This is a genomic window from Streptomyces sp. NPDC047117 (assembly GCF_040643545.1).
Lineage (GTDB): Bacteria > Actinomycetota > Actinomycetes > Streptomycetales > Streptomycetaceae > Streptomyces.
The window spans coordinates 609,940-632,309 of sequence record NZ_JBEYUN010000001.1 but is presented as its reverse complement, the minus strand read 5'-3'; the positions used below and the strand labels follow the sequence as shown (position 1 = coordinate 632,309).

Genomic DNA, 22,370 nt, shown 5'->3' with positions numbered 1-22,370 from the left:
CTGCCCCGCCGCTCGTCCCGAAGGCCGCACGCCCGGGAGCAGGCACACACGCCCCGAACGAACAGGTGCCCATGTCCGTCTCCACTCCGCCGTCGGCCACCCCCGCGCCGCGTCACAGCGGCGAAGGGGCGACCCGCCGGACCCGGCTCTCGCCGGAGCGCGAGAGCGAGCTGTACGCGGCCGTCCTCGACCTGGTGCGCGAGGTCGGGTACGAGAGCCTCACCCTGGACGCCGTCGCCGCGCGTTCCCGGTGCAGCAAAGCCACGCTGTACCGGCGCTGGCACGGCAAACCCCGGCTGGTGTCCGCCGCGCTGCGGCACATGCGGCCCTTCTCGCTGGAGGACCTGGACACCGGCTCGCTCCGCGGCGACGTGCACGAGCTCGCCCGGCGCATCGGGGAGACCAAGAAGGACATCGAGCTGATGCGCGGCATCACCCATGCCGTGCACAAGGACGCGGAGCTGGCCGAGGCCATGCGCACGGCCCTGATCGAACCCGAACTGGAGGTGATGCAGGCGATGCTCGACCGGGCGGTCGCCCGCGGCGAGGTCGATCCCGGCTGCCCCGCGATCCCCTTCTTCCCGCACGCGTTGTCCGGCGCCGTCTTCGCGCGCCCGATGATCGAACAGCGCCCGGCGGACACCGCGTACCTCACGGGGTACCTGGACGCCGTGGTGCTGCCCGCCCTGCTGCGGACCTGAATCCGGCCCGGGCCCGGAGCCGGACCACGAGCCCGGACCGGCAGCACGGACCACAGCGGCCCGGACCGGACGCCGGGCAGTACGCACGAGAACCACCCCCTGGGGACTCCGGAAGAGGAGTACCGGACCCCGGAAGATCCAAAGGACTCCGTATGACATCCACCCCTGTCGATGAACGTGCCGACGCGGGACAGCCGGCGGAAGCGCCGTCCGACGGCCGGGCGACGGGGCACGCACCCCACCGCTGGTGGGTGCTGGCCGTCATCGGCCTCGCCCAGCTCATGGTGGTGCTGGATGCCACCATCGTGAACATCGCCCTCCCGTCCGCCCAGCAGGACCTGGGCTTCAACAACGACGGCCGGCAGTGGGTCGTCACCGCCTACTCCCTCGCCTTCGGCTCCCTGCTGCTGCTCGGCGGCCGGCTCGCCGACCTCTTCGGCCGGAAGACGACGCTGCTGATCGGCCTGATCGGCTTCGCGGGCTCCTCCGCGCTGGCCGGCGCCGCGAACGGCTTCTCGATGCTGGTCGTCGGCCGCGCGCTGCAGGGCCTGTTCGGCGCGCTCCTCGCGCCCTCGGCACTGTCCCTGCTGACGACGACCTTCACGGACGCCAAGGAACGCGCCAAGGCGTTCGGCATCTTCGGTGCGATCGCCGGTTCCGGCGGCGCGATCGGACTGCTGCTCGGCGGCGTCCTGACCGAGCACCTGGACTGGCGCTGGACGCTGTACGTCAACCTCGTCATCGCCGTCGTCGCGGTCATCGGCGCGCTGGTCTTCATCCGCCGTCCCGCACCGACCACCCGGCCCCGGCTGGACCTGTTCGGCACGCTCCTCGTGGCGGCCGGCCTCTTCGGCATCGTCTTCGGCTTCTCCAACGCCGAGACGCACGCCTGGAGCCACTGGATGTGCTGGGCCTTCCTCGCGGGCGGCGGTGTGCTGCTGCTGGCCTTCGTGCTCTGGGAGACGCGTGCCGGACACCCGCTGCTGCCGCTGCGTGTCCTGGGTGACCGCAACCGTGCCGCGTCCTTCATATCCGTGTTCATCTCGGGCGCGGGCATGTTCGGGGTCTTCCTGTTCCTGACCTACTACCTCCAGCAGACGCTCGCCTACACCCCGGTCAAGACCGGTCTCGCGTTCCTGCCCATGGTCGGCATGCTGATGGTGATGGCGCAGCTGTCCATGAACATCCTGGTGCCGAAGATCGGCCCCAAGCCGATCGTGCCACTGGGCATGCTCTTCGCGGGCGCCGGCATGGTCTGGCTCACGCGGCTGGACCTGGACAGCACCTACGCCGCGCATGTGCTGCCGCCGCTGCTGGTGATGGGCCTCGGGCTCGGCATGGTCATGCCGCCCGCCATGAGCCTGGCCACCCTCGGCGTGGCCCCCAACGACCAGGGCGTCGCCTCCGCGACGGTCAACACCATGCAGCAGGTCGGCGGCTCGATCGGCACCGCGCTGTTCAACACGATGGCCGCCAGCGCCGTCACGAACTACCTCGCCGACCGCAAGCCGACCAAGCTCAACCAGGCCGAGGCCGCGCTGCACAGCTACGACGTCGCGTACTGGTGGGCCGCCGCGTTCTTCGCCGCCGGCCTGGTCGTCACGCTGCTGCTGTACCGCCGGGGCAAGGCCGTCGCCGACCACGGCCCGGCCGTCCCCGTCGAGGCCGAACACCACGGCCACGGCCGGCACGGTGCGCCGTACGACCCGTCCGAAGGCGCCGACCCCACGGCCACGGCCGAACTCCCGGTGACCGGCGCCGGCGCGGCGCCCGGCGCGGAGACGGCACCGACCCCGGTGACCGCGGCCACCGCGACGCCGTCCGGCCCCGCCGTGCACGGCCGGGTCCTGGACGCGGCCGGCGGCCCGGTGCCGCACGCCGCCGTCACGCTGATCGACCCGGGCGGCCGTCAGCTCGGCCGCGCCACGGCCGATGGCGACGGCCAGTACGCACTGGCCACCCCGGCCGCCGGCAGCTACGTACTGGTCGGCGCCGCCGCCGGGCACCAGCCGCGGGTCGCCACCCTGGCCGTCGGCGAGGAGCCGGTCGCGTTCGACCTGATGCTGGCCGGCACCGGCGGCCTGGAGGGCACGGTGCGCAGTGGCACGGCGCCGGTGGCGGGAGCCCTGGTCGTGGCCACCGACGAGCGCGGCGACGTCATCGAGTCGGCCGCCTCCGGCGCGGACGGCGGCTACCGGCTGCCCTCGCTGGTGCCGGGGGTCTACACCCTGACGGCCAGCGCGGAGGGCTTCCAGCCGTACGCCGGCATGGTCGAGGTCTCCGGCGGCGTACCGACCCGCCAGGACGCCGTGCTCCAGCAGGCGGCCACCCTCCGCGGCACGGTGCACAACCGCACCGGCACCCCGCTGGACGACGCACGCGTCTCGCTGCTGGACCCCGCGGGCAACGTGGTGGCGGTCCGCACGACGGGCCCGGACGGCGCGTACGCGTTCGCCGACCTGTCCGGCGGCGAATACACGGTCGTCGCCAGCGGCTACCCCCCGGTCGCCACCCCCCTGACCGTCACGGCCGACGGCCACGACGGCTTCGACATCACCCTGACCCACGGGGAGTGACCCAGAGATAACCGATGGAGGGCGGCATCCCACTGGATGCCGCCCTCTTCGTCATCCCGACTGCTCGACGGGCCAGAACTGCAGCAGATACACCTCGACGTCGTCCACCGGGCCCACCTCCCGGGAGAGCCGCGCCACCGTGTCCCGCCCGGCACAGTAGGCCCGTACCCGCCGGACTCCCGGTGACAGCAGCTTCACCCCGGGGGCGCAGCCGTCCGACCAGAACGCGGCCTCGCCGGACGCCGAGGCGAACGTCACCTCGCTCCGCTCGTCCCAGCGTCGCCGGGTGTCCGGTGGGGGAGCGGCGTCCCACTGTTCGACGGTTACCGCCGCGGTGTGGGTGTGTCCCGCGCTGGCCACGTCGAAGCGTCCCGTGTACTCGGTCAGGAAGCCCGCGCCGTACGTGATGTCGCCGGGCCGGCCGTTGCCCTCGTCCGGGTAGACGGGGTCCGCGCACTCGTAGGCGTCCTGCACGCACCAGCTGCCGTAGGTGACGTACACCTTCCGCGCGTTCGCGCGCCGCAGGCGGGCCACGGCGGCTATCGCTCCCCGTCCGTGTCCCCGCGTGCCGGGCGCCGCATGGGCCACAGGGGTGGGCCGTCGGGGTGGGGGTGGAGTTCGGTGGTGACGGTGAAGCCGAAGTGTGTGTAGAAGGGGATGTTGTCCGGCTTGGAGGACTCCAGGTGGACGGGGAGGCCCGCGGCGTCGGCGCGGGCGAGGCCGGAGCGGAGCAGGGCGGCGCCGTGGCCCTGTCCGCGGACCAGGGGGTCGGCGCCGATCACCGCGAGATACCAGTGCGGTTCCGGGGGCGTGTGTGCGGCGACCTGTTCCACGACGTCGCGCAGCAGCGGGGCCCGGCCGCCGAGGATGTCCACCAGCTGCCGCACCGTGTCGGCGTCCGGTACGGCCTTGTCACGGGATTCCGGTGGGACCCAGAACGCGGCCGCCGATTCGGTGAGTTCGCACCGGGCGTAGGGCTCGTACTGACGGCGGAAGAGGGTGGTGAAGTACCGCCCGAGCCGTTCGCCGCGGGTGGCGGCGTCGGGGAGCAGCCAGGACATCAACGGGTCGTCGTCGAAGGCCCGGGCCAGCGACCGGCTGATCGACGGTGCGTCGTCGGCGGTAGCGGCCCTAGGGGTACGTGTGTTCGGCATGCCGCACATTCTGCCCGGTCATGATCAGCCGGTGGTGCCCGGTTCCGCCGGTTCCTCCGTGAAGCTCATTTCGGGCGGCGGGATGCGGAACAGGCGGGTGAGGTACGCGAGGTAGCAGATGCCGACGGCAAGCCAGACCAGGCCGAGGGTGAGGGCCTTGCCGTCCAGCCGGCTGAGCAGCCAGAGGTCGACCGCGGCGCCGATGGCCGGGAACGCCAGGTAGGTGACCGGGTGGAGCCGGGTACCGGCGTGCCGCTCGCGCAGATACGTCGCGATGACGCTGATGTTGACCAGTGTGAAGGCGGTGAAGGCGCCGAAGTTGATGAACGAGGTGGAGGTAGTGACGCTCAGCCGGAGGGCGATGAGGCCGATCAGGCCGGTGAGGGCGATGTTGAGGGCAGGGGTGCGGAGCCGGGGGTGGAGGTAGCCGAAGAGGCGGCGCGGGAGGACGCCGTCGCGCCCCATGGCGTACAGCAGGCGCGAGGCGCTGGCCTGGGCGGCGATGCCGGAGGCGAACTGGGCGACGACGAGGCCGGCGAGGAAGACGGAGGCGAAGAGGTCGCCCGCGATGGTCTTCGCGATCTCGAAGGCCGCCGAGTCGGGCTCGTCGAACGTCGCGCCGGGGTGCACGAGCTGCGTGGTGTAGGCGAGGAAGACGAAGATGCCGCCGCCGATGAGGGCGGTGAGGAGGATGGCGCGCGGGATGGTGCGCTTCGGATCGACCGCCTCCTCGGTGAGGGTGGTGACCGCGTCGAAGCCGAGGAAGGAGTACGCGGCGACGGCCGCGCCCGCGGAGATGCCGGTCACCGTGGTCGCGTCGTTGACGAAGGGCGTGGCGCTGAACAGGGCCCCGGTACCGCCCTGGTGGAAGACGTGCAGCAGGGAGAGGACCGCGAAGAAGCCGATGACCAGGATCTGGAAGGCCATGAGGAGGTCGTTGGCGCGCTCGGCGGTGCGGATGCCGCAGATGTTCAGCGTGGTGGTGAGGGCGATGAACGCGAGGATCCACACCCAGGAAGGGACGCCGGGGAACTCGGCCTTGAGGTAGGCGGCGCCGATCAGCCAGATGACCATCGGCAGGAAGAAGTAGTCCAGCAGGGTCGCCCAGCCGACGAGGAAGCCGGCCCTGGAGTCGATGGCGCGCCGTACGTAGGTGTAGGCGGAGCCGGCGACGGGGTGGCGGGCTGCCATCTTGCCGTAGCTGTGCGCCGTGAAGATCATCGCGAACATCGCGAGCAGATACGCGGTGGGTACGGAGCCGTCGGTCTCACCGGCGACGACACCGAACGTGCCGAGCACGATCAGCGGGGCCATGTAGGCGAGGCCGAAGGCGACGACGCCCTTGAGGGACAGGGTCCGGCGAAGCGCGGGGGCTTGCTCGGTCACGGTGGTGCTCCAGAGTGGTGGTGACGAGGGTGCGGGGGCCGGGCGGGCCCGGAGTCGGAGCGGGGCCCGGAGTCAGGGACGGGCGCGGTGCGGGCCGGGGCGCCAGGTGCGGGGGTCGATCCGGCCGTCGTACAGCGGCAGTTCGATGGCCGCGTCCCGCTCTCCGAACTGCTCCCACATGCGGCTGAGGCCCGCCGTCCCGTACGTGCGGACCCGCTCGACGTCGTCGAGGTCGAGTACGTCGGTGAGGACGGTGGACGCGGAGTCCGCCGCTTCGGTGCGGACCCGGCCCTCCGGGTCGACGATCAGGCTCCGGCCGGTGCCCTCCGGCCCCGCCGTGTTCACGCTGAGCACGTACACCTGGTTCACGATGGCGTTGGCGCGCGCGAGCACCAGCTCCTGCGCCCGGTCGGCGGTGGTCGTCATGACGGGGTTCACGATGACCTCGGCGCCCATCCACGCCAGCTGCCGCGCCACCTCGGGGAACCAGGCGTCGTAACAGATCGCGAACCCGACCCGGCCCGCCTCTCCCAGGTCCGCGACGACGAAGCGGTCCCCGGACGCGTACGGCTCGTACGGGCGCCAGGGGAAGACCTTGCGGTACGAGGCGGCCAGCCGGCCTTCGGGCGAGAAGGCCAGGGCGGTGTTGAACAGCTCGCCGCCGGGGCCCCGTTCGCACACGGTGCCGGGCAGCAGCCAGATGCCGAGGTCGCCGGCAAGCTCGGTGAGGGCCTTGGCCCGCGGGCCGTCCAGCGGCTCGGCGGCGTCCTGGAGCCGTGCTTCGCTCTCCTCACCGGACCCGGCCACTCCGCAGAGGTGCAGCTCGGGGTGGGCGACCAGCCGCGTCTGCGGGAACTTCGCCAGCAGTTCCTGGACATCCTCGGCGAAACCGGACAGGGGTGCCTCGGCGGGGCGGGGCGGCGCCTGGGCGAGTGCGACGGGCAGCGGACGGGACATGACGGTCACCTGCTTCGGTAGCGGAACGTGGTGTTCGGGTCGTCGAGAAAATAGAGCACATTGATCACTTAAACAAGAGTGTTCAAGATGAGCAGTTTTTTGGTTACGGTGCCTCCATGGTCGGCTCCTCCTCGTCCCGCTCCATGCCCGACGCGCCGCCGGCCGCGGCGGGCCCACCGATACCCCCGGCGCCCGACGCCCTGACCGCGCCACCGCTGGCCGGCATCCGGCGGCTGTCGGCGCTCGACGCCGTACGCGCCCGCATCGCCCTCGCGGTCGACCTGGGGCTCCTCAAGCCCGGCGAGCGGCTGCCGGCCACCGACCGGATCGCCGAGGCGCTGGACGCCTCCGAGATCACCGTCCGCCGCGCCCTGGTGGCCCTGTGCCGGGACGGCATCCTGGAACGCCGCCGGGGACGCACCGGCGGCACCCTGGTGGCCGAGCGCCCGCCCCGCGGCGCGGTCGCCGCCGTGGAGTCCTACCGGGCCGCCGCGCCCGACGTCCACGCCCTGATCGACCGCCGGCTCGTCCTCGAATGCGGCATCGCCCACCTCGCGGCCGTCCGTGCCCCGGACGAGGCGGCAGGGCGTGAGCTGGAGCGGCTGGTGGAGGAGATGGAGCAGGCCGCGAGCTGGGCCGAATTCCACCGCTGGGACGAGCGGTTCCATCTCGCCGTCGCGGCCGCCACGGGCCTGCCCTCGGTGGCCGAGCCGTACGGGCTCGCGCTGAAGGAGCTGTACCGCTACTACCTGCCCTATCCGCTGGCGCACCTGCGCGAGTCCAACGCGGAGCACCGGGCCCTGGTCGAGGCGGTGCGCCGGGCCGATCCGGCCGCCGCGGCGGAGGTCGCCCGGCGCCACGTACAGACCCTGCACGAGAGCATGTTCATGCACTTGTTGGGGGGTTCCTGACCGAGTTACGTTGCCGAAGGCAACTATTGGTCGGTGTGAAGCGAGGGATCGTGACAGCAGTCGTGCAGGGCCACTGCGCCCCCGGGTTCGAGAACGTCCGCGCCGAGTTCGCGCGCAACTTCGCCGAGCGCGGCGAGGTCGGCGCCTCGCTCGCGGTGACGCGCGACGGTGAGTTCGTGGTGGACCTGTGGGGCGGGTACGCCGACGCCGCCCGCAGCCGCCCGTGGGAGCGCGACACCCTGGTCAACGTCTACTCCACCAGCAAGGGTATGACCGCGCTCTGCGCGCACCTGCTGGCCGACCGCGGCGAACTCGACCTCGACGCGCCCGTCGCCCGCTACTGGCCGGAGTTCGCGCAGGCGGGCAAGGCCGAGGTCCCGGTGCGCTGGCTGCTCTCCCACCGCGCGGGCCTGATCGCCCCGCGCGAGCCGCTGGCCCCCGACGACGTCTACGACTGGGAGAAGACCTGCGCCGTACTGGCCGCCACCGAACCGTGGTGGCAGCCGGGCACCGCACAGGGCTACCACGCCGTCAGCTTCGGCTTCCTGGTCGGCGAGGTCGTCCGCCGGATCACCGGCGCCTCGCTCGGCGCGTTCCTGCGTACCGAGATCACCGAACCGCTCGGCGCCGACCTGTTCATCGGCACGCCCGAATCCGAGCACGCCCGCTGCGCCGAGCTGATCACTTCCGGCGCGGGCGGCAGCCTGCGGCAGGTGTTCCCCGGCATGCCCGAAGGGCCCTTCACGTCGCTGGACGCGCACCCCCTGGCCGGCGTGGCCGTGGCCATGGGGCACCTGCCGATCGGCGATGTGAACAGCGCCCGCTGCCGCAGCGCCGAGATCCCCGCCGCCAACGGCAACGCCACCGCGCACGGCCTGGCCACGGTCTACCGCGCCCTCGCCACCGGCGACCTGGTCGGCCCCGGCACCCTGGCGGCGATGCGTGCGCAGCAGAGCCGCGACGACGAGCAGGACCTGGTGCTCAGCGCCGCCGCGCCGGAGCGGTTGCCGTTCGCCTGGGCGGCCGGGTACATGCTCAACTCCTACGGCTACTTCGGCCCCAACCGCGACTCCTTCGGCCACGGCGGCGCGGGCGGCTCGCTGGCCTTCGCCGACCCGGAGAACCGGCTCTCCTACGCGTACACGATGAACCGCTTCGGCGGCAGCACGACCGGCGGCGACACCCGCAACCTCCAGCTCGTCGAGGCGGTGTACGCGGCCCCGCCGCTGAGCGGGAAGGAGTAGCGGCGGCTGCCTGCTGCTGACGACGCCGCCCGGCGGCGGTGCGCGCCTGGTCCGGCGCGTTCCGCTGCCGGGCGGCAGCCGGTCATGACCGGGGCGGGTCCGCCGCCCCGCGTTCCGTCACATCTCGCGCGCCGGGTTACCGGCCCAGCGGGCGTGCGGCGGCACTTCCTCGCCCTTCATGAGGAAGGAGTCGGGTCCCAGCACCGCGCCGTCGCCCACGGTCACGCCGTAGTGGACGAGGGTGCCGGTCCCCAGGGTGCAGCCGTTCCCGAGCGTGGAGCGGTCGGACTTGAACGTGCCGTCCTCCTGGGAGTGGCACTGGATGACGCTGCTGATGTTGAGCGTGCAGTCGTCGCCGATGGTGACGAGCGTCCGCTCGGGCATCCGGGCGCCGTCGTCGAAGAGCCGCCGCCCGAGCCGGACCCCCAGCAGCCGCCAGAACAGGCCCTTGAACGGGGTGCCGTTCAGCAGCCGCGGCTCCATCGCCTGGTGCTTCCAGAACCGTTCGTGCTGCCAGAAGTGCGGGTGGTAGATGGAGCAGAAGCGCGGGCTCTGCGGCCGGAACCGGGTCGAGGCGCGCTCGGCGAGCGCGGTGAACCCGAGCGTGAACACCAGGGTGAGGACGGTGGCCGCGGCGAACGCCAGCGCGCCCACCGACGCGTAGAGACCCGCGGCCGCACCCGCCAGCAGCAGTACGCCGAAGAGGTGGATCCACCGGGCGAACAGGAACGAGGCCAGTGTGACGGCGTTGTGCCGGTTCTTGCGGGCGAGCTGCTGACGCAGCTCCGCGCCGCTCCGCAGGTGGTCGAAGGTGGCGTCGCGCTCGACAGACCGCGGGATCTCGAAGCTGGGGGAGCCCAGGAGCCCCACGCCCTCCCGCACCTCCCCGTCGATCGGGACCATGACCTTGGTCGCGAGCAGGCAGTTGTCGCCCGTCCGGCCCCCGGCGGGGTAGGCCACCTGATTACCGAGGAAGTTGTGCGGGCCGATCGCCACCCGCGTGACGCGGAAGGACGTACTGGAGTAGTCCGCGTTGATGACCGACAGGCCGTCGGCGACCATCGTGCCGGTGCCGATGGTGCTCAGGTACGGGTTCTCGTGCTTGACGTCGGTGCCGAAGTTCGAGCCGGTCTGCTCCACCTGCGACAGGTCGTACCCGATGCCGCGCAGGTAGTGGACGACGAGGGAGCTGTCGCCCGCGAGCCGCATGAAGACCTTGCTGTTGGTCAGGCGCGCGATGGCCCGGTGCACCGAGTAGTGGAAGCCGTACAGCGGATAGACCTTGTCCGGCTTCAGGAAGAGGTGCAGCAGCCGGGGAACGGTGGTCACGAAGAGGAGCCCGAAGAGCAGCGAACCGAAGAAGAGCACGAAGGACGCGGCCAGCGCGTCACGGTAGAACACCCAGCTCGTGAAGGTCAGCGGCTCCGTGCTCAGCACCGATTTCAGCTGCGGCACCTGCGAGACCAGCAGGTCGGCGCCGCTCAGCATCAGCGGCACGTAGACGAGCAGCGCGGTCAGCAGCTGGGCCAGGCTGTAGGAGACCCGGCTCGCCGTGGTGCACCGGGCGGGGCCGGTCCGCCGGTAGTCCGTGTCCGTCGGCTGCCCGGGAGTGCCGTGCCGGCGTTCCCCCGCGGGCACGGCCTGCCCGGCGTGCAGCGACGAGGCGTGGCCGAGCTGCGCCCCGTCGCCCATCGAGACGTCGATGTCCAGCACCGTGCTCTCGCTGATGTACACGTCCTTGCCGAGGGTCACGGGACCGGTGCGGATCCAGCCCGATTCGGCCCGGTAGCACGTGAGGAAGGCTTCCTTGCGGATGACCGTGTTGTCGCCGACGGTCAGCAGGTCGGTGCAGACGGGCACGTGCTTGGAGAGAATCGTGACCCGGCGGCCGATGTGCGCGCCCAGTGCCTTGAGGTAGAGCACGTACAGCGGCGAACCGGCGAACAGCACCAGCGGGTTGAGCTGAATCAACGTCCTGACCAGCCAGAACCGTACGTATGCCAGGCTCCAGATGCGGATCCGCTGTGGCTTCCACCGGCCGATGAGCAGCCACTTGGCCAGGATCGGCAGGACACACATGCCGAGGAAGACCGCACCGCCGAACAGGACCGTGCGCACATAGCCGTCGAGCAGTCCCGAGCCGGCCGCGATCCAGTCGTAGCCGAGGGCGAGCACGAGGGCGGTGACGTAGGCGTAGCCCAGGAACAGCAGCAACTGCAGGGCGCCGCACATGACATAGCGTGCGGTGCTCGGCGTGGCCGGCTCCGGCGGGGCCGGCACGTCGGCCACCACCACGTCCGGAACGGCGGGTGCGGGCGCCGGGGCGTCGAAGGCCGCGGCCAGGCTGCGGATCGTCGGGTACCGGTAGATGTCCTTCATGGACACCGTCGGCAGGTCGTCGCGCTTCCTGAGTCGGGCGCAGAATTGCGCCATCAGCAGCGAGTCGGCGCTGAGGTCGTCGAAGAAGTGGCTGTCGAGCGGTACGTGCTCGACGTGGACGACGGCGGCCAGCACGTCGGCGAGGAGACTTTCGGTGCCGGCCGTCGTGGCGACGGACGGCTCGCGTGGGGCGGTTGACGGTTCCGCCAGGTCGGTAGCCGTGACCTGAGCGTTCTTTCCCACCACATGAACTCCTTGAGAGTAACGATCGAGCGGGCGGGCGAGGGCGGAGTGGAGGCGTCCACTCGCCCGCGGGTCGGGGGGCCGGGCCTCGGGGTCCGGGGGTGCGGTGGGGGAAGCCCCCGGGGCCGGAGGAGAAGGACGGGGCGGCGGGGAGGGCCGCGTACCGGAACCGCCGTGCGCCGACGGCGGCGGCACGCGTCCGTCAGGACCGCCGCTCCCGAACGGTGGCTGTCACCGGGACACCACCGGCCGCGCGGCGGGTCTGGGGACCCGCCCGGCCGGGTACATGCCCGATGACACCTGCGGCAGTGCGCTGTGCGTCGTCACGGCCCACAGTCTTCAAAACGGACGGGATTCAACCGATCCGCCAAGTTTCCGGAGCCGCCCCGCCGGGCGGCCGGAGCCGTTCCGCCGTTCGGCCGGGCCGCCCCCGCCGACCGGCGGGAGCCGCCCCGCCGCATGGCGGGAACCAGCCGCGGGCACCCGGAAGCCGCAGTTCAACGTGGTACACATCGGGCGGTGTCCCGAGGCGAGTGGAGCACGCGTGATCCGGGTACTGGTGGTCGACGACGAGGCCCTGATCCGTACGGGCTTCCAGCACATCCTCGGCGCGGCCGACGACATCGAGGTCGTGGCGGCGGTCCCCGGGGGCCAGGCGGTCCGGTCCGTACGGGAGTTACGGCCGGACGTCGTGCTGCTCGACATCCGGATGCCGGACGTGGACGGGCTCACCGTCCTGGCCGACCTCCGCAGTCTGCGGCAGCCGCCGGTGGTGGCGATGCTCACCACCTTCGACACCGACGAGTACGTGGCGGCCGCGCTGCGCTCCGGCGCCGACGGCTTCCTCCTCAAGGACACCGATCCCGAACAACTCCCGCACCTGATACGTACGTTGGCGGCCGGTGGGGTCGTCCTGTCCGCCACCGTCACCCGCACGGTCGTCAACGGCTTCCTGGACAGCGGACCCGACGAGCCCGCCGTGCGCGGCGTGGCCCGGCTGACCGACCGCGAACGCGCCGTGCTCCGGCTCGTCGCGGACGGACTGTCCAACGCCGACATCGGGACGCGGATGCACCTGAGCACTGGGACGGTCAAGGACCACGTGAGCACCATCCTCACCAAACTGGAGGTGGGCAGCCGGGTCCAGGCCGCTCTGCTCGCCGAACGCGCGGGGCTGCTCAGAACCCCGCGGGCCGGGGAGGCCACATGACGAGCCGGGAAGCACAGCCGAGATTCAGATCCGGCCGCCCGCTGGGCCGGCTGAAGTCCCGCCGGCCACCGGTGCTGCTGCTGGACACCGCCCTCATCGTCGCCGTCCTGCTGGACGCCTGGGCCCACTACGAACCGGACGACCCGTGGGGCACCGCCTTCTCCCTGCTCGCCGCCTTCTCCCTCGCGCTGCGCCGCCGCCTGCCGCTCACCACCTTCCTGCTCACCCTGCCGGCGCTCGTCATCGCGGACGCCAAGTACGCCTCGCTGGCGGCGCTGTACACCTTCGCCTCCCTGACCCACCGCCGCGTACTGCTCGCCATCTGCGCCCTGACGGTCGTGGCGGGCCACGTCGTGCCCTGGCCGTATCCGGAGTACGACGACTACCAGGACACCTCGACCCTGATCCACGTCGGGTACAAGCTGGCGATGGCCGCGGCGCCCGTCTTCCTCGGCCAGCTCGTCCAGGCCCGCCGGGACCTGTCGGTGCGGCTCGCCGAGATCTCCGAGGCACGCGACCACGAACGGCTGCTGCTCTCGCAGACCGTCCTCGCCAAGGAACGCGCCCAGCTCGCCCGGGAGATGCACGACGTGGTCTCCCACCAGGTCAGCCTGATCGCCGTACGGGCCGGGGCGCTCCAGGTCGGCACCCGCGACCCGGCGGTGAAGGAGGCGGCGGCCACCATCCGGCGGCTCAGCGTGCAGACCCTGGAAGAACTGCGGCACATGGTCAGCGTGTTGCGCGCCTCCGGCAGCCGGCCGACCGAACTGACCCCGCAGCCCTCCCTCGCCGACCTCCAGCGCCTGGTGAGCTGCAGCGGCATCGAGGCGGAGCTGAAGACCGACCTGCCCGAGGGGCTGCCGCCGACCGTCCAGCGGGCCGTCTACCGCACCGTCCAGGAAGCCCTGACCAACGTGCGCAAGCACGCCCCGGGCGCCACCGCGACCGTTCGCATTTACTCGGAGGGCGGCACCCTGCACGCCGTCGTCACCAACACGGCACCCACCCGCCCGGCGCTGCCGCTGCCCAGCGCGTCCCACGGCCTGGTCGGCCTGCGCCAGCGGGCCGAACTCCTCGGCGGCACCGTCACCGCCGGCCCCACGGACGAGGGCGGCTACCGGCTCCACCTGGAGCTGCCGGCCGAGGGCCGGCCGGGCGCCGGCGGGCAGCGCTGAGCGGCCGGCTACGGTGCGTCGTGCAGCATGGCGCGGGCCCGGTCGATCAGGGCGCGCGCGGCCGGGCTGCGCGGCCCGTCGGCCCGCCAGGCGAACACCAGGCGCCCGCGCAGCGCGGGCGGATCGATCCTGACCGTCCGCAGCCGGTCGGCCGACGCCTCGGCGGCGACGCCCGGGAGGATCGCGGTCCCCAGTCCGCGTGCGGCGAGCTGGGCGAGGACCTCGGGCTTGCTCGCCTCGAAGGCGATCTCCGGCCTGAAACCCGCCGCCGCACAGGCCTCGTCGAGCCGGGTGCGCAGGCCTGTGCCGCGCGGCAGGCTGATCAGCGGGCGGCCGCGCAGGGTGTCGAGCGAGATGACGGAGTGCACGGCCAGTTCGTGGTCCGGACCGACCGCCGCGACGAGCGGCTGGTCGTCCACCACGATGATCTCCAGGCCGGCCGGGGTGTCGCTCCCCACGCTGACGATCGCCGCGTCCAGCCGGCCCGTCCGCAGGTCCTCCATGAGCGCGTCCGACGTGGCTTCGGACAGCGTGATGTCGACCGCGGGGTGGGCTTCGTGGAACTCCGCCAGCAGCCCGGGGAGATCGACGTGGTGCGAGGTCACCGTCCCCACGGCGACATGCCCGCGCAGCAGCCCGGTCAGCTCGTCGACGGCCGCCCGGGCCCCGTCCACCGCCGCGAGCGCCGCCCGCGCGTACGGCAGGACGGCCGCCCCCACCTCGGTGAGCCGCACCGCGCGCCCCGAGCGGTCCAGCAGCTCCTGGCCCAGCTCCCGCTCCAGCCGCCGGATCTGCGCGCTCACCCCGGGCTGGGCGACGTGCAGCCGCTCCGCGGCCCGGGTGAAGTTCCGCTCCTCGGCCACGGCGACGAAGTACTGCAACTGATGAAGCTCCATGACCGCGCAGTCTAGCCCTCCATAACCACTGCTTCTGATCGGCATACTCATCATCTCTTGGACTTCTCATCGCCGCCGGACGAGAGTGAAGACACGCGGAACCGACCGGCCGCGGAAACGAGAAGGAGACCGTCATGACCGAGACCCGTGAACGCGCCAACACCCCCGAGGACCTGGCCCGGCTCTTCGTGGAGCGCGCCAACGCCCGGGACGCCGAAGGGCTCGCCGAGCTCTACGCGCCCGACGCCGTCCTCGCCTTCCCGCCGGGCTCCGCCACCGTGGGCCGGGACGCGATCCGTGCCGTGTGCGAGTGGTTGGTGACGCACGCGCCGCTGGCCTTCGTGGCCGAGGAGCCGCTGCCCACGCTCCGGTACGGCGACCTCGCCCTGACCTCCACCCGGCCCGCCGACGGCACGGGCGGCCGGGTCCAGGTCGCGCGCCGGCAGCCGGACGGCACCTGGCTGCGCATCATGGACCGTCCGGAGACCCCCGCGGCCGAGGCCGGACGGTGAGCGTCCTCATCGCCGGAGCCGGGATCGGCGGCCTCACCGCGGCGCTGAGCCTGCACGCCGCCGGGATCGACGCGCTCGTGGTGGAGAGCGCCCGCGAGGTCCGCCCGCTCGGCGTCGGGATCAACCTGCTGCCGCACGCGGTACGCGAACTCACCGAACTGGGCCTTGCCGACGACCTCGCGGCGCTCGGCGTGGCCACGGCCGAGAACGTCTACAGCGACCGGTACGGCCGGCGGCTCTTCACCGACCTGTGCGGCAGGGCGCAGGGCTACCACTGGCCCCAGTACTCCATCCACCGCGGCGAGCTGCAGCTGCTGCTCCTCGCCGCGGTCCGCGAGCGGCTGGGCGCCGACGCGGTCCGTACCGGAACCCGCCTGGTCGGCTTCGAGGAGCGGGCGGGCGGGGTTCGAGCCCGGCTCCTGGACCGGGCGACCGGGGAGGAGCGGGAGCAGGAGGCCACCGCGCTCGTCGGCGCCGACGGCCTGCACTCGGTGGTCCGGGCCCGGCTGCACCCGCAGGACGGCCCGCTGCGGTGGTCGGGCATCCGGATGTGGCGCGGGGTGACCGAGGCGCCACCGTTCCTCACCGGCTCCTCGATGACCGTCGTGACCGGCGGGGACGCGCAGCTGGTCGCGTACCCGATCGGCCGCGGCCGCATCAACTGGGTCTGCCTGGTCCGGGTGGCCGAGCCGCAGCCGCTCACCGAGGACGCCGGCTGGAACCGCGCGGGCCGCCCGGCCGACGTCCTGCCCCACGTCGCGGACTGGCAGCTCGGCTGGCTCGACGTACCGGGCCTGGTGGCGGGCAGCGACGTCCTCCTGCAGTACCCCATGGTCGACCGCGACCCGCTGCCCGCGTGGGGGCGCGGCCGGATCACCCTGCTTGGTGACGCCGCGCATCCGATGTACCCCGTCGGCGCCAACGGCGGATCCCAGGCCGTCGTCGACGCCCGCGTACTCGCCCACGAACTCGCGCGGGCACCCGGCGTACCGGAGGGCCTGGCCCGTTATGAGTCCGCGCGCCGCGACGCGACCGCGGCCGTCGTCCGGGCGAACCGCGAGATGCACCGGTCCATCGGCCGTACCCCGCAGGAGCTGGCCCGCATCACCGGCACCTACCGCCACGCCACCGGAAGCGACGTGGCCGTACTCAACTCCCGGGCGTCACTGACGCCTTGACGGCCCCGGTGGGGAGCGGCCGGTCGCCGTCAGGCCGTACGGAAGCTCGTGGCGGCCTGCTGGACGCGGAGCCGCTCCAAGGTCTCGGCCTGGCGGTCGGCGCGCGCCAGGAGGTCGTCGAGGCGGGCGGCGTCCAGGCGGGCGTCGGTCTCCGCCAGTTCGCGCAGCGTCCGCCAGCCCGCCGCCTTGCCCGCCACGCCCAGCCGCAGCACCTCCAACTCCAGCAGCGGGCTGAGCGGCGAGCGGGACAGCAGCCGGCGGTTGCTCTTCAGCCGGCCGACCTTCTCGGCGGCCCAGCCCGCACCGGCCTTGTAGCCCCGGGCGCGGATGCCGAGGTCTTTCATGATGCGCAGCAGGGCCGCCCGGTCCGCGGTGATCTCGGTGGCCAGGCCCTTGAGGGTCTCCTCGGGCGCGGCAGCCACGGAACTCCTGGCCAGCCGGCGCGCCAGCTCCGTACCGAACGTCGCCCCGGCCAGATGGTCGTTGAGGTACACGCCGAGCAGCGCGAGCCGGTCGTCTCGCGGGCCGCGCGGCACGGAAGGGGACACGGTGCGCTTCATCATGCGGCCACGGGTACCCCCGGGTACCGCGCATATCCTCGGTCCATGACTGCTCTCACCGATCAGGCGTTCCCCGGTCACGTCGCCGACCGGCTCGCCGCCCTGCCCACCGTGCAGGCCGTCACCCTCGGCGGCTCCCGCGCCCAGGGCACCCACACCCCGGACAGCGACTGGGACTTCGCGCTCTACTACCGCGGCGCCTTCGACCCGGCCGAGCTGCGTGCCGTCGGCTGGGAGGGGGAGGTCTCCGAGGTCGGCGACTGGGGCGGCGGCGTGTTCAACGGCGGTGCCTGGCTGACCATCGACGGCCGGTCCGCCGACGTCCACTACCGGGACCTCGACGTCGTCGAGCACGAACTGGCAGAGGCGCGGGAGGGCCGTTTCCACTGGGAGCCGCTGATGTTCCACCTCGCGGGCATCCCCAGCTACCTCGTGGTCGCCGAGCTGGCCGTCAATGAGGTGCTGCGTGGCGAACTGCCCCGCCCCGATTACCCCGAAGCGCTGCGCGCCACGGCACCCTCGGTGTGGCGCGGCCGGGCGGAGCTCACGCTCCGGTACGCCAGGGGCGGGTACGCCGCGCGCGGCCGGGCCACCGAGGTGGCCGGGGCCCTCGCCACGGCCGGCATGCAGACCGCGCACGCTGTCCTCGCGGCACGCGGCGAATGGACCACCAACGAGAAGCGCCTCCTGGAACAGGCGGGACTCCGCGGCCTCGACACGCTCGTCGCCGGACTGCGCCCGGACCCGCGGCACCTCATGGACACCCTCACCGAGGCGGAGACGCTGTTCGGCGCCGCGGTGTGAGGGGCCGGAGGGCCGCGGGCCGGTGCCCGTGTGCGGCTAGGCCGTGGCCTTGCTGAACTTCCACTGGCCGGTGCCCTTGCCCCGGTCGCTGTAGAAGCTCGTGGACACCCCGTAGAGGCCGGCCTCCGGGCCCTGGTGGCAGGTGTCCAGGAATCCGCCGCGCCAGTCGTTGTAGCCGTTCAGCAGGCGTACCACGTCCCCGTGGCGCACCTTGTTGTCGTCGGTGGTGGAGCTGTCGGCGAAGACCCGCCACCGCCCGGTACCCGCTGCGCGGTCCCGGCCCGGTGAGGTGAGGACCTCGTACTCGTTGGGCGCGGGGGCGTGCCCGTTGGTGTCGAGGTAACCGCCGTCGCCGCCGTAGAGGTTGCGCAGGTAGATGATGTCGCCGCTGGTGACCTCGGTCCCGTTGGCCTTGCCCTCGGCGGAGAGCACTTCCCAGGTGCCGGTGCCCTTGCCGCGCGAGGCGGATTCCGCCGTGGACACGCCGTACTTGCCGCCGGAGCTGCCGTCGGCGTGCCCGTTGGTGTCGAGGTAGCCGCCCTTCCAGGAGTTGTAGCCGTTCTGGAGGTGGACGTGGTCCCCGTACTTCAGCACATCAGCCATGGTCGCTCTTCCCTTGGTCAATGGGATGGGGCACCGTGGGCGAACGGTGTGAGGGAAGCCAATCAGCGGGCGGGGGCCCCGGGCAGCGGCGGAACAGGTCAACGGCGGGACGGCCGGGATCAAGCGCTCAGGTGTGCGATGAGCCGGTCCACGAAGGCGCGTTGGGCCGTGACGAGGTGTTCTCCGACCCGGTCCGGGGCGTACCAGGCGACGCGGTCGATCTCGGGGAAGGAGCGGGTGATGCCGGAGCCCCTGGGCCACTCCGTCTCGAAGGTGCCCGGGACGATCGCCTCGGGGTCGAGGTCGGCCTCGGCGGCCCAGCAGGTGACCGTCTTGCCGCCCGACTGGCGGACCTCGCCCAGCGGGACGTACGGCCCGTCCGGCGGGGGCAGGCCCAGCTCCTCCTCGAACTCCCGTCGGGCGGCCGCCAGCGGTTCCTCCGGCGGTACGTACTCGCCCTTGGGCACCGTCCACGCGCCGGCCGTCCGGCGGGCCCACAGCGGCCCGCCCATGTGGGCCAGCAGCACCTCGATCCCGGTGCCCGCACGGCGGTACAGCAGCAGTCCGGCGCTCCGCTTCCCGGTCATGACGGCGGTGCGTCGTGGGCCGCGAGGATGCTCTTCACCGTGTCGGCCTCCTCGGGTCTCTTGTCCTCCCGGTACCGCACGACCCGGGCGAACCGCAGGGTCACCCCGGCCGGGTAGCGGGAGGAGGTCTGGAGGCCGTCGTAGGCGATCTCCACGACCAGTTCCGGGCGTACGGTCACCACGTACCCGCTCTCGTCCACGGCCAGCTCCCGCAGCCGCTCGGTCTGCCAGGCCAGTACGGCGTCCGTGAGGCCCTTGAAGGTCTTGCCGAGCATGACGAAGGAGCCGTCCTCCGCGCGGGCCCCGAGGTGGAGGTTGGACAGCTTCCCGGCGCGGCGGCCGTGCCCCCACTCGGCGGCCAGGACGACGAGGTCCAGGGTGTGCACCGGCTTCACCTTGAGCCACGAGGCGCCGCGCCGCCCCGCGCTGTAGGGCGCGGCGAGCCCTTTCACGACGACGCCTTCGTGGCCGCGGCGCAGGGTCGCCGCCCAGAAGTCCTCCACCGCCTCCAGGGCCGCCGCGTCGCCGGGCTCCCGGACCACGACCCGGCGGACGCGCATCGGCTCGGGCACGAAGCGGGCCAGCTCCGCGTGGCGCTCCTCGAAGGGCAGGTCCATCAGATCGCGGTCGCCGGCGTACAGGACGTCGAAGAAGACCGGTGACAGTGGCAGCGCGGCCTGCGCGGCGGCCACGTCCACCCGGGAGCCGAAGCGCCCGGCGGTGCGCTGGAAGGGCAGCGGCCGGCCGTCCGCGTCCAGCGCGATGACCTCGCCGTCGAGCACGAAGCGGGTGGCGGGGAGGGCCAGCGCGGCCTCGACGACCTCGGGGAGCCGGTCGGTGACGTCGTCCAGGGTGCGGGTGTGGACACGGACGTCGTCGCCGTCGCGGTGCACCTGTACGCGAATGCCGTCGAGCTTCTCCTCCACGGCGCAGGGGCCCAGCTTGGCGACCGCCTCGGCCGGCGACCTCGCGCTCTGCGCGAGCATCGGGCCGACCGGCCGCCCGACGGTGAGCCGGAACCGGGCCAGTGCGGGCGGCCCGTCGGCCAGCAGCGTCCGCGCCACCTCCTGGAGGCCGCCCAGCATCACGGCCCGCCGGACGTCGGCGGCCGGCGCGTCCGTGGCCGCCGCGAGCGCCTCGACGGCGAGCGCGTCCAGTGCGCCCTGGCGCACCTCGCCGGTCAGCAGGCCGGTCAGGAGGTGCTGCTCCGGCTCGGTGGCGGCGGCGAGCAGTTCCTGCACCAGCCGCCGGCGTTCGCCCTGCGAACCGGTCCCGGTGACCCCGGACAGCTCGGTCAGCGCCGCGTCGACGCCGCGCACGGTGAGCGTGGCGTCGGCCGCCGGGGGAGCCGGGTCGCGCAGCGCGTTCCAGCCGATGCCGATCCGCCCCTGGGGCAGCCGCCCGGCAAGATACGGGATGACGACCGGTACGTCCTCGGGCGCGGCCTCCCGGAACAGCTCGGCCAGCAGCGCGACCTTCTTGGAACGCGCGGAGGTCGAGGCGACTTCCCGGGACACGCGGGCAAGGTGGGCCAGCAGCATACGGCCATCCTGCCTCGCACGGTCGGGCCACGCCTCCGGGCGGGAGCACCCGGCGCGCCGGACCCGCGCGGCGGCCGTCACGACGCTATCCCGCCAAAAGTTGGCGCGCCCCGCCTGCTTCACCCTCCACAGGGATTGCCATTCATTGACACTCGCTTGGCAAATCTTTTACCTTCGACCGGTGCGGCAAAAGCGCACGTCAGCGCCGCATGTCCAGCTCACGCTCCACCTCACGGAGGTTCGCATGGAACAGCTCATCAAGAAGATGGCCCAGGATGACGTCTGGCAGGGCTGGGTCGCCGCCAACTCGGCGCAGAAGGCGGACAAGGACGGCTGCATCAGCGCGTCCCCGAAGAGCGGCTGCATCAGCGCGACGAAGACCGGCTGTATCTCCTGACCCGTCGCCGCCCGGCGTTCCGGGGCCGGCCGGCGGTGGCGCATCCGCGCCGCCGGCCGGCCCCGGCACCGGTCCATGAGCACTGTTGAGGTTTCCCTTGAAGGTTTCCCCGGACGGTCAGCCGACGGCCGACGTCATCGCGCGCGTCAAGGACATCCCGATCTACCGCGACGCACTCGCGCGTGGTCATTTCCCCGTCCTGGACAAGGCCGAGATCGCGCGCGGCTTCCCGGACAACTGGATGACACCGGAGCTCGCGGCCGCCCTCGACGCCGGCGAGGCGGAGTTCGTGCTCTCCACGGGCACCAACCACGCCCGTATGCAGATCATCCGGCCCCCGTACTTCCTCCTGAAGTCCTACTACCGGCTGTGGAGCGCACACCCGGACATCAAGGAGACCTGGGAAGCGGGCTGCCGCCGCGTCTCGCTGACGACGGTGCTCGCCACGGAGCACGTGGCCCGGGTGAACGCGAGGAAGCGCGGCGAGGAACCGCGGCCCGACCCGCGTCCCGAGGACCGTCGCCTGGACGCCCGCACCTTCTACCTCAACACCCGCCTCGACCCCGCGCTCTGGGAGCGCGCCGACGTCGAGCGGATGCTCGCGGAGATGGAGGAGGCCCGGCAGGCGCATCCGCGCGGCTGGTACCACCTGGACTGCTCCGGGTACCACCTGGCGCACCTGCTGCAGAAGATCAGCAGGTGGGGGCTGTGGGACGCCTTCTCGCCCCCGGCGAGCATCGTCCACGCCTACGAATTCACGCCGGTCAACGTACGGCGGTATCTCCAGCAGCACTTCGCGTGCCCGATCATCGACCTCTTCGGCAGTACGGAGCTGGGCTACCTCTTCTACAGCGACCGCCGCGGCCGCTACCACCCGTACCTCGACGACATGGGCGTCGAGCTGGCGCCGGTCACCGAGGGCAGCGGACTCTTCCACCTCATCGTCACCAGCGTGCGCAACCCGCACATGCCCCTGGTGCGCTACCGCTCCGGCGACTGCGCCCGCACCCTGGACGGCACCCCCGACCCGGCGAAGATCACGCAATTCTGCGGCCGGGAGAAGGAACTGCTGGAGACCTCCTCGGGCCCGGTGGCGCAAGGCGACCTGGACGCCCTCGTCGGCTCCGTCTCGCCCCAGGTCTTCGTGCACCAGCTGCGGGTCCTCAGCCCCGCCGAGGCCGTACTCGCGTACACCACGTTCGACGGCCGGCCCCTCGCCCCGCAGCAGGTGGCAGCGCTGGGCCACGGCGTCCGCGAACTGACCGGCCGCCGCTGCGTGCTCGACCACCGCGACCACATCGCCATCGGAAAGTCGGGGAAGTACGCCTGGCTCGCCAGGGACGGAAAGTGAGAGGG

General features: G+C 72.6%; 21 protein-coding genes. 11 read left to right on the top strand and 10 right to left on the bottom strand.

Annotated features, from left to right (window positions below):
- The first annotated feature begins 71 nt into the window (after window positions 1-71).
- Together ABZ840_RS02955 and ABZ840_RS02950 are read left to right on the top strand one after the other, a co-directional pair.
- Window positions 72-701 (top strand): TetR/AcrR family transcriptional regulator, encoded by a 630-nt coding sequence (locus ABZ840_RS02955; protein WP_361552191.1) that lies wholly within the window; start codon window positions 72-74, stop codon window positions 699-701.
- A 152-nt stretch (window positions 702-853) separates the two neighbouring features.
- Window positions 854-3,277, top strand: coding sequence for an MFS transporter (locus ABZ840_RS02950; RefSeq protein ID WP_361552188.1), 2,424 nt, complete (start codon window positions 854-856; stop codon window positions 3,275-3,277).
- A gap of 51 nt (window positions 3,278-3,328) precedes the next feature.
- On the opposite strand, the gene ABZ840_RS02945 is transcribed toward ABZ840_RS02950, so the two are convergent.
- The 4 genes from ABZ840_RS02945 to ABZ840_RS02930 all read right to left on the bottom strand — a co-directional run bounded on the left by ABZ840_RS02945 (window position 3,329) and on the right by ABZ840_RS02930 (window position 6,774).
- Window positions 3,329-3,811 carry a hypothetical protein gene (locus tag ABZ840_RS02945; protein ID WP_361552185.1) on the bottom strand — a complete coding sequence of 161 codons (483 nt, stop codon included), beginning with the start codon at window positions 3,809-3,811 and terminating at the stop codon, window positions 3,329-3,331.
- Window positions 3,812-3,816: 5 nt separating this feature from the next.
- Window positions 3,817-4,431: a GNAT family N-acetyltransferase gene (locus tag ABZ840_RS02940; protein ID WP_361552182.1), complete on the bottom strand. Its 615-nt coding sequence runs from the start codon at window positions 4,429-4,431 to the stop codon at window positions 3,817-3,819.
- Between the two features lie 24 nt (window positions 4,432-4,455).
- Window positions 4,456-5,817, bottom strand: coding sequence for an APC family permease (locus ABZ840_RS02935; RefSeq protein ID WP_361552179.1), 1,362 nt, complete (start codon window positions 5,815-5,817; stop codon window positions 4,456-4,458).
- A 72-nt stretch (window positions 5,818-5,889) separates the two neighbouring features.
- The gene (locus tag ABZ840_RS02930; RefSeq protein WP_361552176.1) at window positions 5,890-6,774 is read right to left on the bottom strand and encodes a carbon-nitrogen hydrolase family protein; all 885 of its coding nucleotides are present in this window, start codon (window positions 6,772-6,774) and stop codon (window positions 5,890-5,892) included.
- Between the two features lie 116 nt (window positions 6,775-6,890).
- Between ABZ840_RS02930 and ABZ840_RS02925 the strand changes: the two genes are divergently transcribed.
- Entirely contained in the window at window positions 6,891-7,685 is a 795-nt protein-coding gene (locus tag ABZ840_RS02925; protein WP_361552173.1) for an FCD domain-containing protein, read from the top strand.
- 47 nt (window positions 7,686-7,732) lie between these two features.
- On the top strand, window positions 7,733-8,929 hold the full coding sequence (locus ABZ840_RS02920; RefSeq protein WP_361552417.1) for a serine hydrolase domain-containing protein: 1,197 nt from the start codon (window positions 7,733-7,735) through the stop codon (window positions 8,927-8,929).
- 117 nt (window positions 8,930-9,046) lie between these two features.
- Here ABZ840_RS02920 and ABZ840_RS02915 read toward each other — a convergent pair whose 3' ends face one another.
- The gene (locus tag ABZ840_RS02915; RefSeq protein WP_361552170.1) at window positions 9,047-11,554 is read right to left on the bottom strand and encodes a Pls/PosA family non-ribosomal peptide synthetase; all 2,508 of its coding nucleotides are present in this window, start codon (window positions 11,552-11,554) and stop codon (window positions 9,047-9,049) included.
- A 541-nt stretch (window positions 11,555-12,095) separates the two neighbouring features.
- Between ABZ840_RS02915 and ABZ840_RS02910 the strand changes: the two genes are divergently transcribed.
- A complete protein-coding gene (locus tag ABZ840_RS02910) occupies window positions 12,096-12,761 on the top strand; it encodes a response regulator transcription factor (protein WP_361552167.1) in 666 nt (221 codons plus the stop codon).
- 50 nt (window positions 12,762-12,811) lie between these two features.
- Window positions 12,812-13,936: a histidine kinase gene (locus ABZ840_RS02905; protein ID WP_361552414.1), complete on the top strand. Its 1,125-nt coding sequence runs from the start codon at window positions 12,812-12,814 to the stop codon at window positions 13,934-13,936.
- Window positions 13,937-13,944: 8 nt separating this feature from the next.
- Here ABZ840_RS02905 and ABZ840_RS02900 read toward each other — a convergent pair whose 3' ends face one another.
- The gene (locus tag ABZ840_RS02900; protein WP_361552164.1) at window positions 13,945-14,832 is read right to left on the bottom strand and encodes a LysR substrate-binding domain-containing protein; all 888 of its coding nucleotides are present in this window, start codon (window positions 14,830-14,832) and stop codon (window positions 13,945-13,947) included.
- 134 nt (window positions 14,833-14,966) lie between these two features.
- Between ABZ840_RS02900 and ABZ840_RS02895 the strand changes: the two genes are divergently transcribed.
- Both ABZ840_RS02895 and ABZ840_RS02890 read left to right on the top strand, forming a co-directional pair.
- Window positions 14,967-15,344: a nuclear transport factor 2 family protein gene (locus ABZ840_RS02895; RefSeq protein ID WP_361552161.1), complete on the top strand. Its 378-nt coding sequence runs from the start codon at window positions 14,967-14,969 to the stop codon at window positions 15,342-15,344.
- Window positions 15,341-16,522: a flavin-dependent oxidoreductase gene (locus ABZ840_RS02890; RefSeq protein WP_361552158.1), complete on the top strand. Its 1,182-nt coding sequence runs from the start codon at window positions 15,341-15,343 to the stop codon at window positions 16,520-16,522. Before ABZ840_RS02895 ends, ABZ840_RS02890 begins: the two co-directional genes overlap by 4 nt.
- A gap of 29 nt (window positions 16,523-16,551) precedes the next feature.
- Here the strand turns inward: ABZ840_RS02890 and ABZ840_RS02885 are convergent, their stop codons facing one another.
- Entirely contained in the window at window positions 16,552-17,085 is a 534-nt protein-coding gene (locus ABZ840_RS02885; RefSeq protein WP_361552155.1) for a hypothetical protein, read from the bottom strand.
- A gap of 42 nt (window positions 17,086-17,127) precedes the next feature.
- On the opposite strand from ABZ840_RS02885, the gene ABZ840_RS02880 reads away from it, so the two are divergent.
- Entirely contained in the window at window positions 17,128-17,886 is a 759-nt protein-coding gene (locus tag ABZ840_RS02880) for a nucleotidyltransferase domain-containing protein (protein ID WP_361552152.1), read from the top strand.
- A gap of 36 nt (window positions 17,887-17,922) precedes the next feature.
- On the opposite strand, the gene ABZ840_RS02875 is transcribed toward ABZ840_RS02880, so the two are convergent.
- The 3 genes from ABZ840_RS02875 to ABZ840_RS02865 form a co-directional block, all read right to left on the bottom strand.
- Complete coding sequence (locus tag ABZ840_RS02875) at window positions 17,923-18,489, bottom strand: hypothetical protein (RefSeq protein ID WP_361552149.1); 567 nt, start codon at window positions 18,487-18,489, stop codon at window positions 17,923-17,925.
- Window positions 18,490-18,608: 119 nt separating this feature from the next.
- Window positions 18,609-19,076, bottom strand: coding sequence for an NUDIX domain-containing protein (locus tag ABZ840_RS02870; RefSeq protein WP_361552146.1), 468 nt, complete (start codon window positions 19,074-19,076; stop codon window positions 18,609-18,611).
- On the bottom strand, window positions 19,073-20,617 hold the full coding sequence (locus ABZ840_RS02865; RefSeq protein ID WP_361552143.1) for an ATP-dependent DNA ligase: 1,545 nt from the start codon (window positions 20,615-20,617) through the stop codon (window positions 19,073-19,075). Before ABZ840_RS02865 ends, ABZ840_RS02870 begins: the two co-directional genes overlap by 4 nt.
- A gap of 244 nt (window positions 20,618-20,861) precedes the next feature.
- On the opposite strand from ABZ840_RS02865, the gene ABZ840_RS02860 reads away from it, so the two are divergent.
- Entirely contained in the window at window positions 20,862-21,014 is a 153-nt protein-coding gene (locus ABZ840_RS02860) for a hypothetical protein (RefSeq protein WP_181138642.1), read from the top strand.
- 97 nt (window positions 21,015-21,111) lie between these two features.
- Entirely contained in the window at window positions 21,112-22,365 is a 1,254-nt protein-coding gene (locus ABZ840_RS02855) for a hypothetical protein (protein ID WP_361552139.1), read from the top strand.
- Window positions 22,366-22,370: the final 5 nt, after the last annotated feature.

What these genes read in the sequence shown, in the direction of transcription:
- ABZ840_RS02955 (WP_361552191.1), top strand. Translation starts at nt 72, where the DNA reads ATGTCCGTCTCCACTCCGCCGTCGGCCACCCCCGCGCCGCGTCACAGC.
- ABZ840_RS02950 (WP_361552188.1), top strand. Translation starts at nt 854, where the DNA reads ATGACATCCACCCCTGTCGATGAACGTGCCGACGCGGGACAGCCGGCG.
- ABZ840_RS02940 (WP_361552182.1), bottom strand. Translation starts at nt 4,431, where the DNA reads ATGCCGAACACACGTACCCCTAGGGCCGCTACCGCCGACGACGCACCG.
- ABZ840_RS02930 (WP_361552176.1), bottom strand. Translation starts at nt 6,774, where the DNA reads ATGTCCCGTCCGCTGCCCGTCGCACTCGCCCAGGCGCCGCCCCGCCCC.
- ABZ840_RS02925 (WP_361552173.1), top strand. Translation starts at nt 6,891, where the DNA reads ATGGTCGGCTCCTCCTCGTCCCGCTCCATGCCCGACGCGCCGCCGGCC.
- ABZ840_RS02900 (WP_361552164.1), bottom strand. Translation starts at nt 14,832, where the DNA reads ATGGAGCTTCATCAGTTGCAGTACTTCGTCGCCGTGGCCGAGGAGCGG.
- ABZ840_RS02895 (WP_361552161.1), top strand. Translation starts at nt 14,967, where the DNA reads ATGACCGAGACCCGTGAACGCGCCAACACCCCCGAGGACCTGGCCCGG.
- ABZ840_RS02885 (WP_361552155.1), bottom strand. Translation starts at nt 17,085, where the DNA reads ATGATGAAGCGCACCGTGTCCCCTTCCGTGCCGCGCGGCCCGCGAGAC.
- ABZ840_RS02880 (WP_361552152.1), top strand. Translation starts at nt 17,128, where the DNA reads ATGACTGCTCTCACCGATCAGGCGTTCCCCGGTCACGTCGCCGACCGG.
- ABZ840_RS02875 (WP_361552149.1), bottom strand. Translation starts at nt 18,489, where the DNA reads ATGGCTGATGTGCTGAAGTACGGGGACCACGTCCACCTCCAGAACGGC.
- ABZ840_RS02870 (WP_361552146.1), bottom strand. Translation starts at nt 19,076, where the DNA reads ATGACCGGGAAGCGGAGCGCCGGACTGCTGCTGTACCGCCGTGCGGGC.
- ABZ840_RS02865 (WP_361552143.1), bottom strand. Translation starts at nt 20,617, where the DNA reads ATGCTGCTGGCCCACCTTGCCCGCGTGTCCCGGGAAGTCGCCTCGACC.
- ABZ840_RS02860 (WP_181138642.1), top strand. Translation starts at nt 20,862, where the DNA reads ATGGAACAGCTCATCAAGAAGATGGCCCAGGATGACGTCTGGCAGGGC.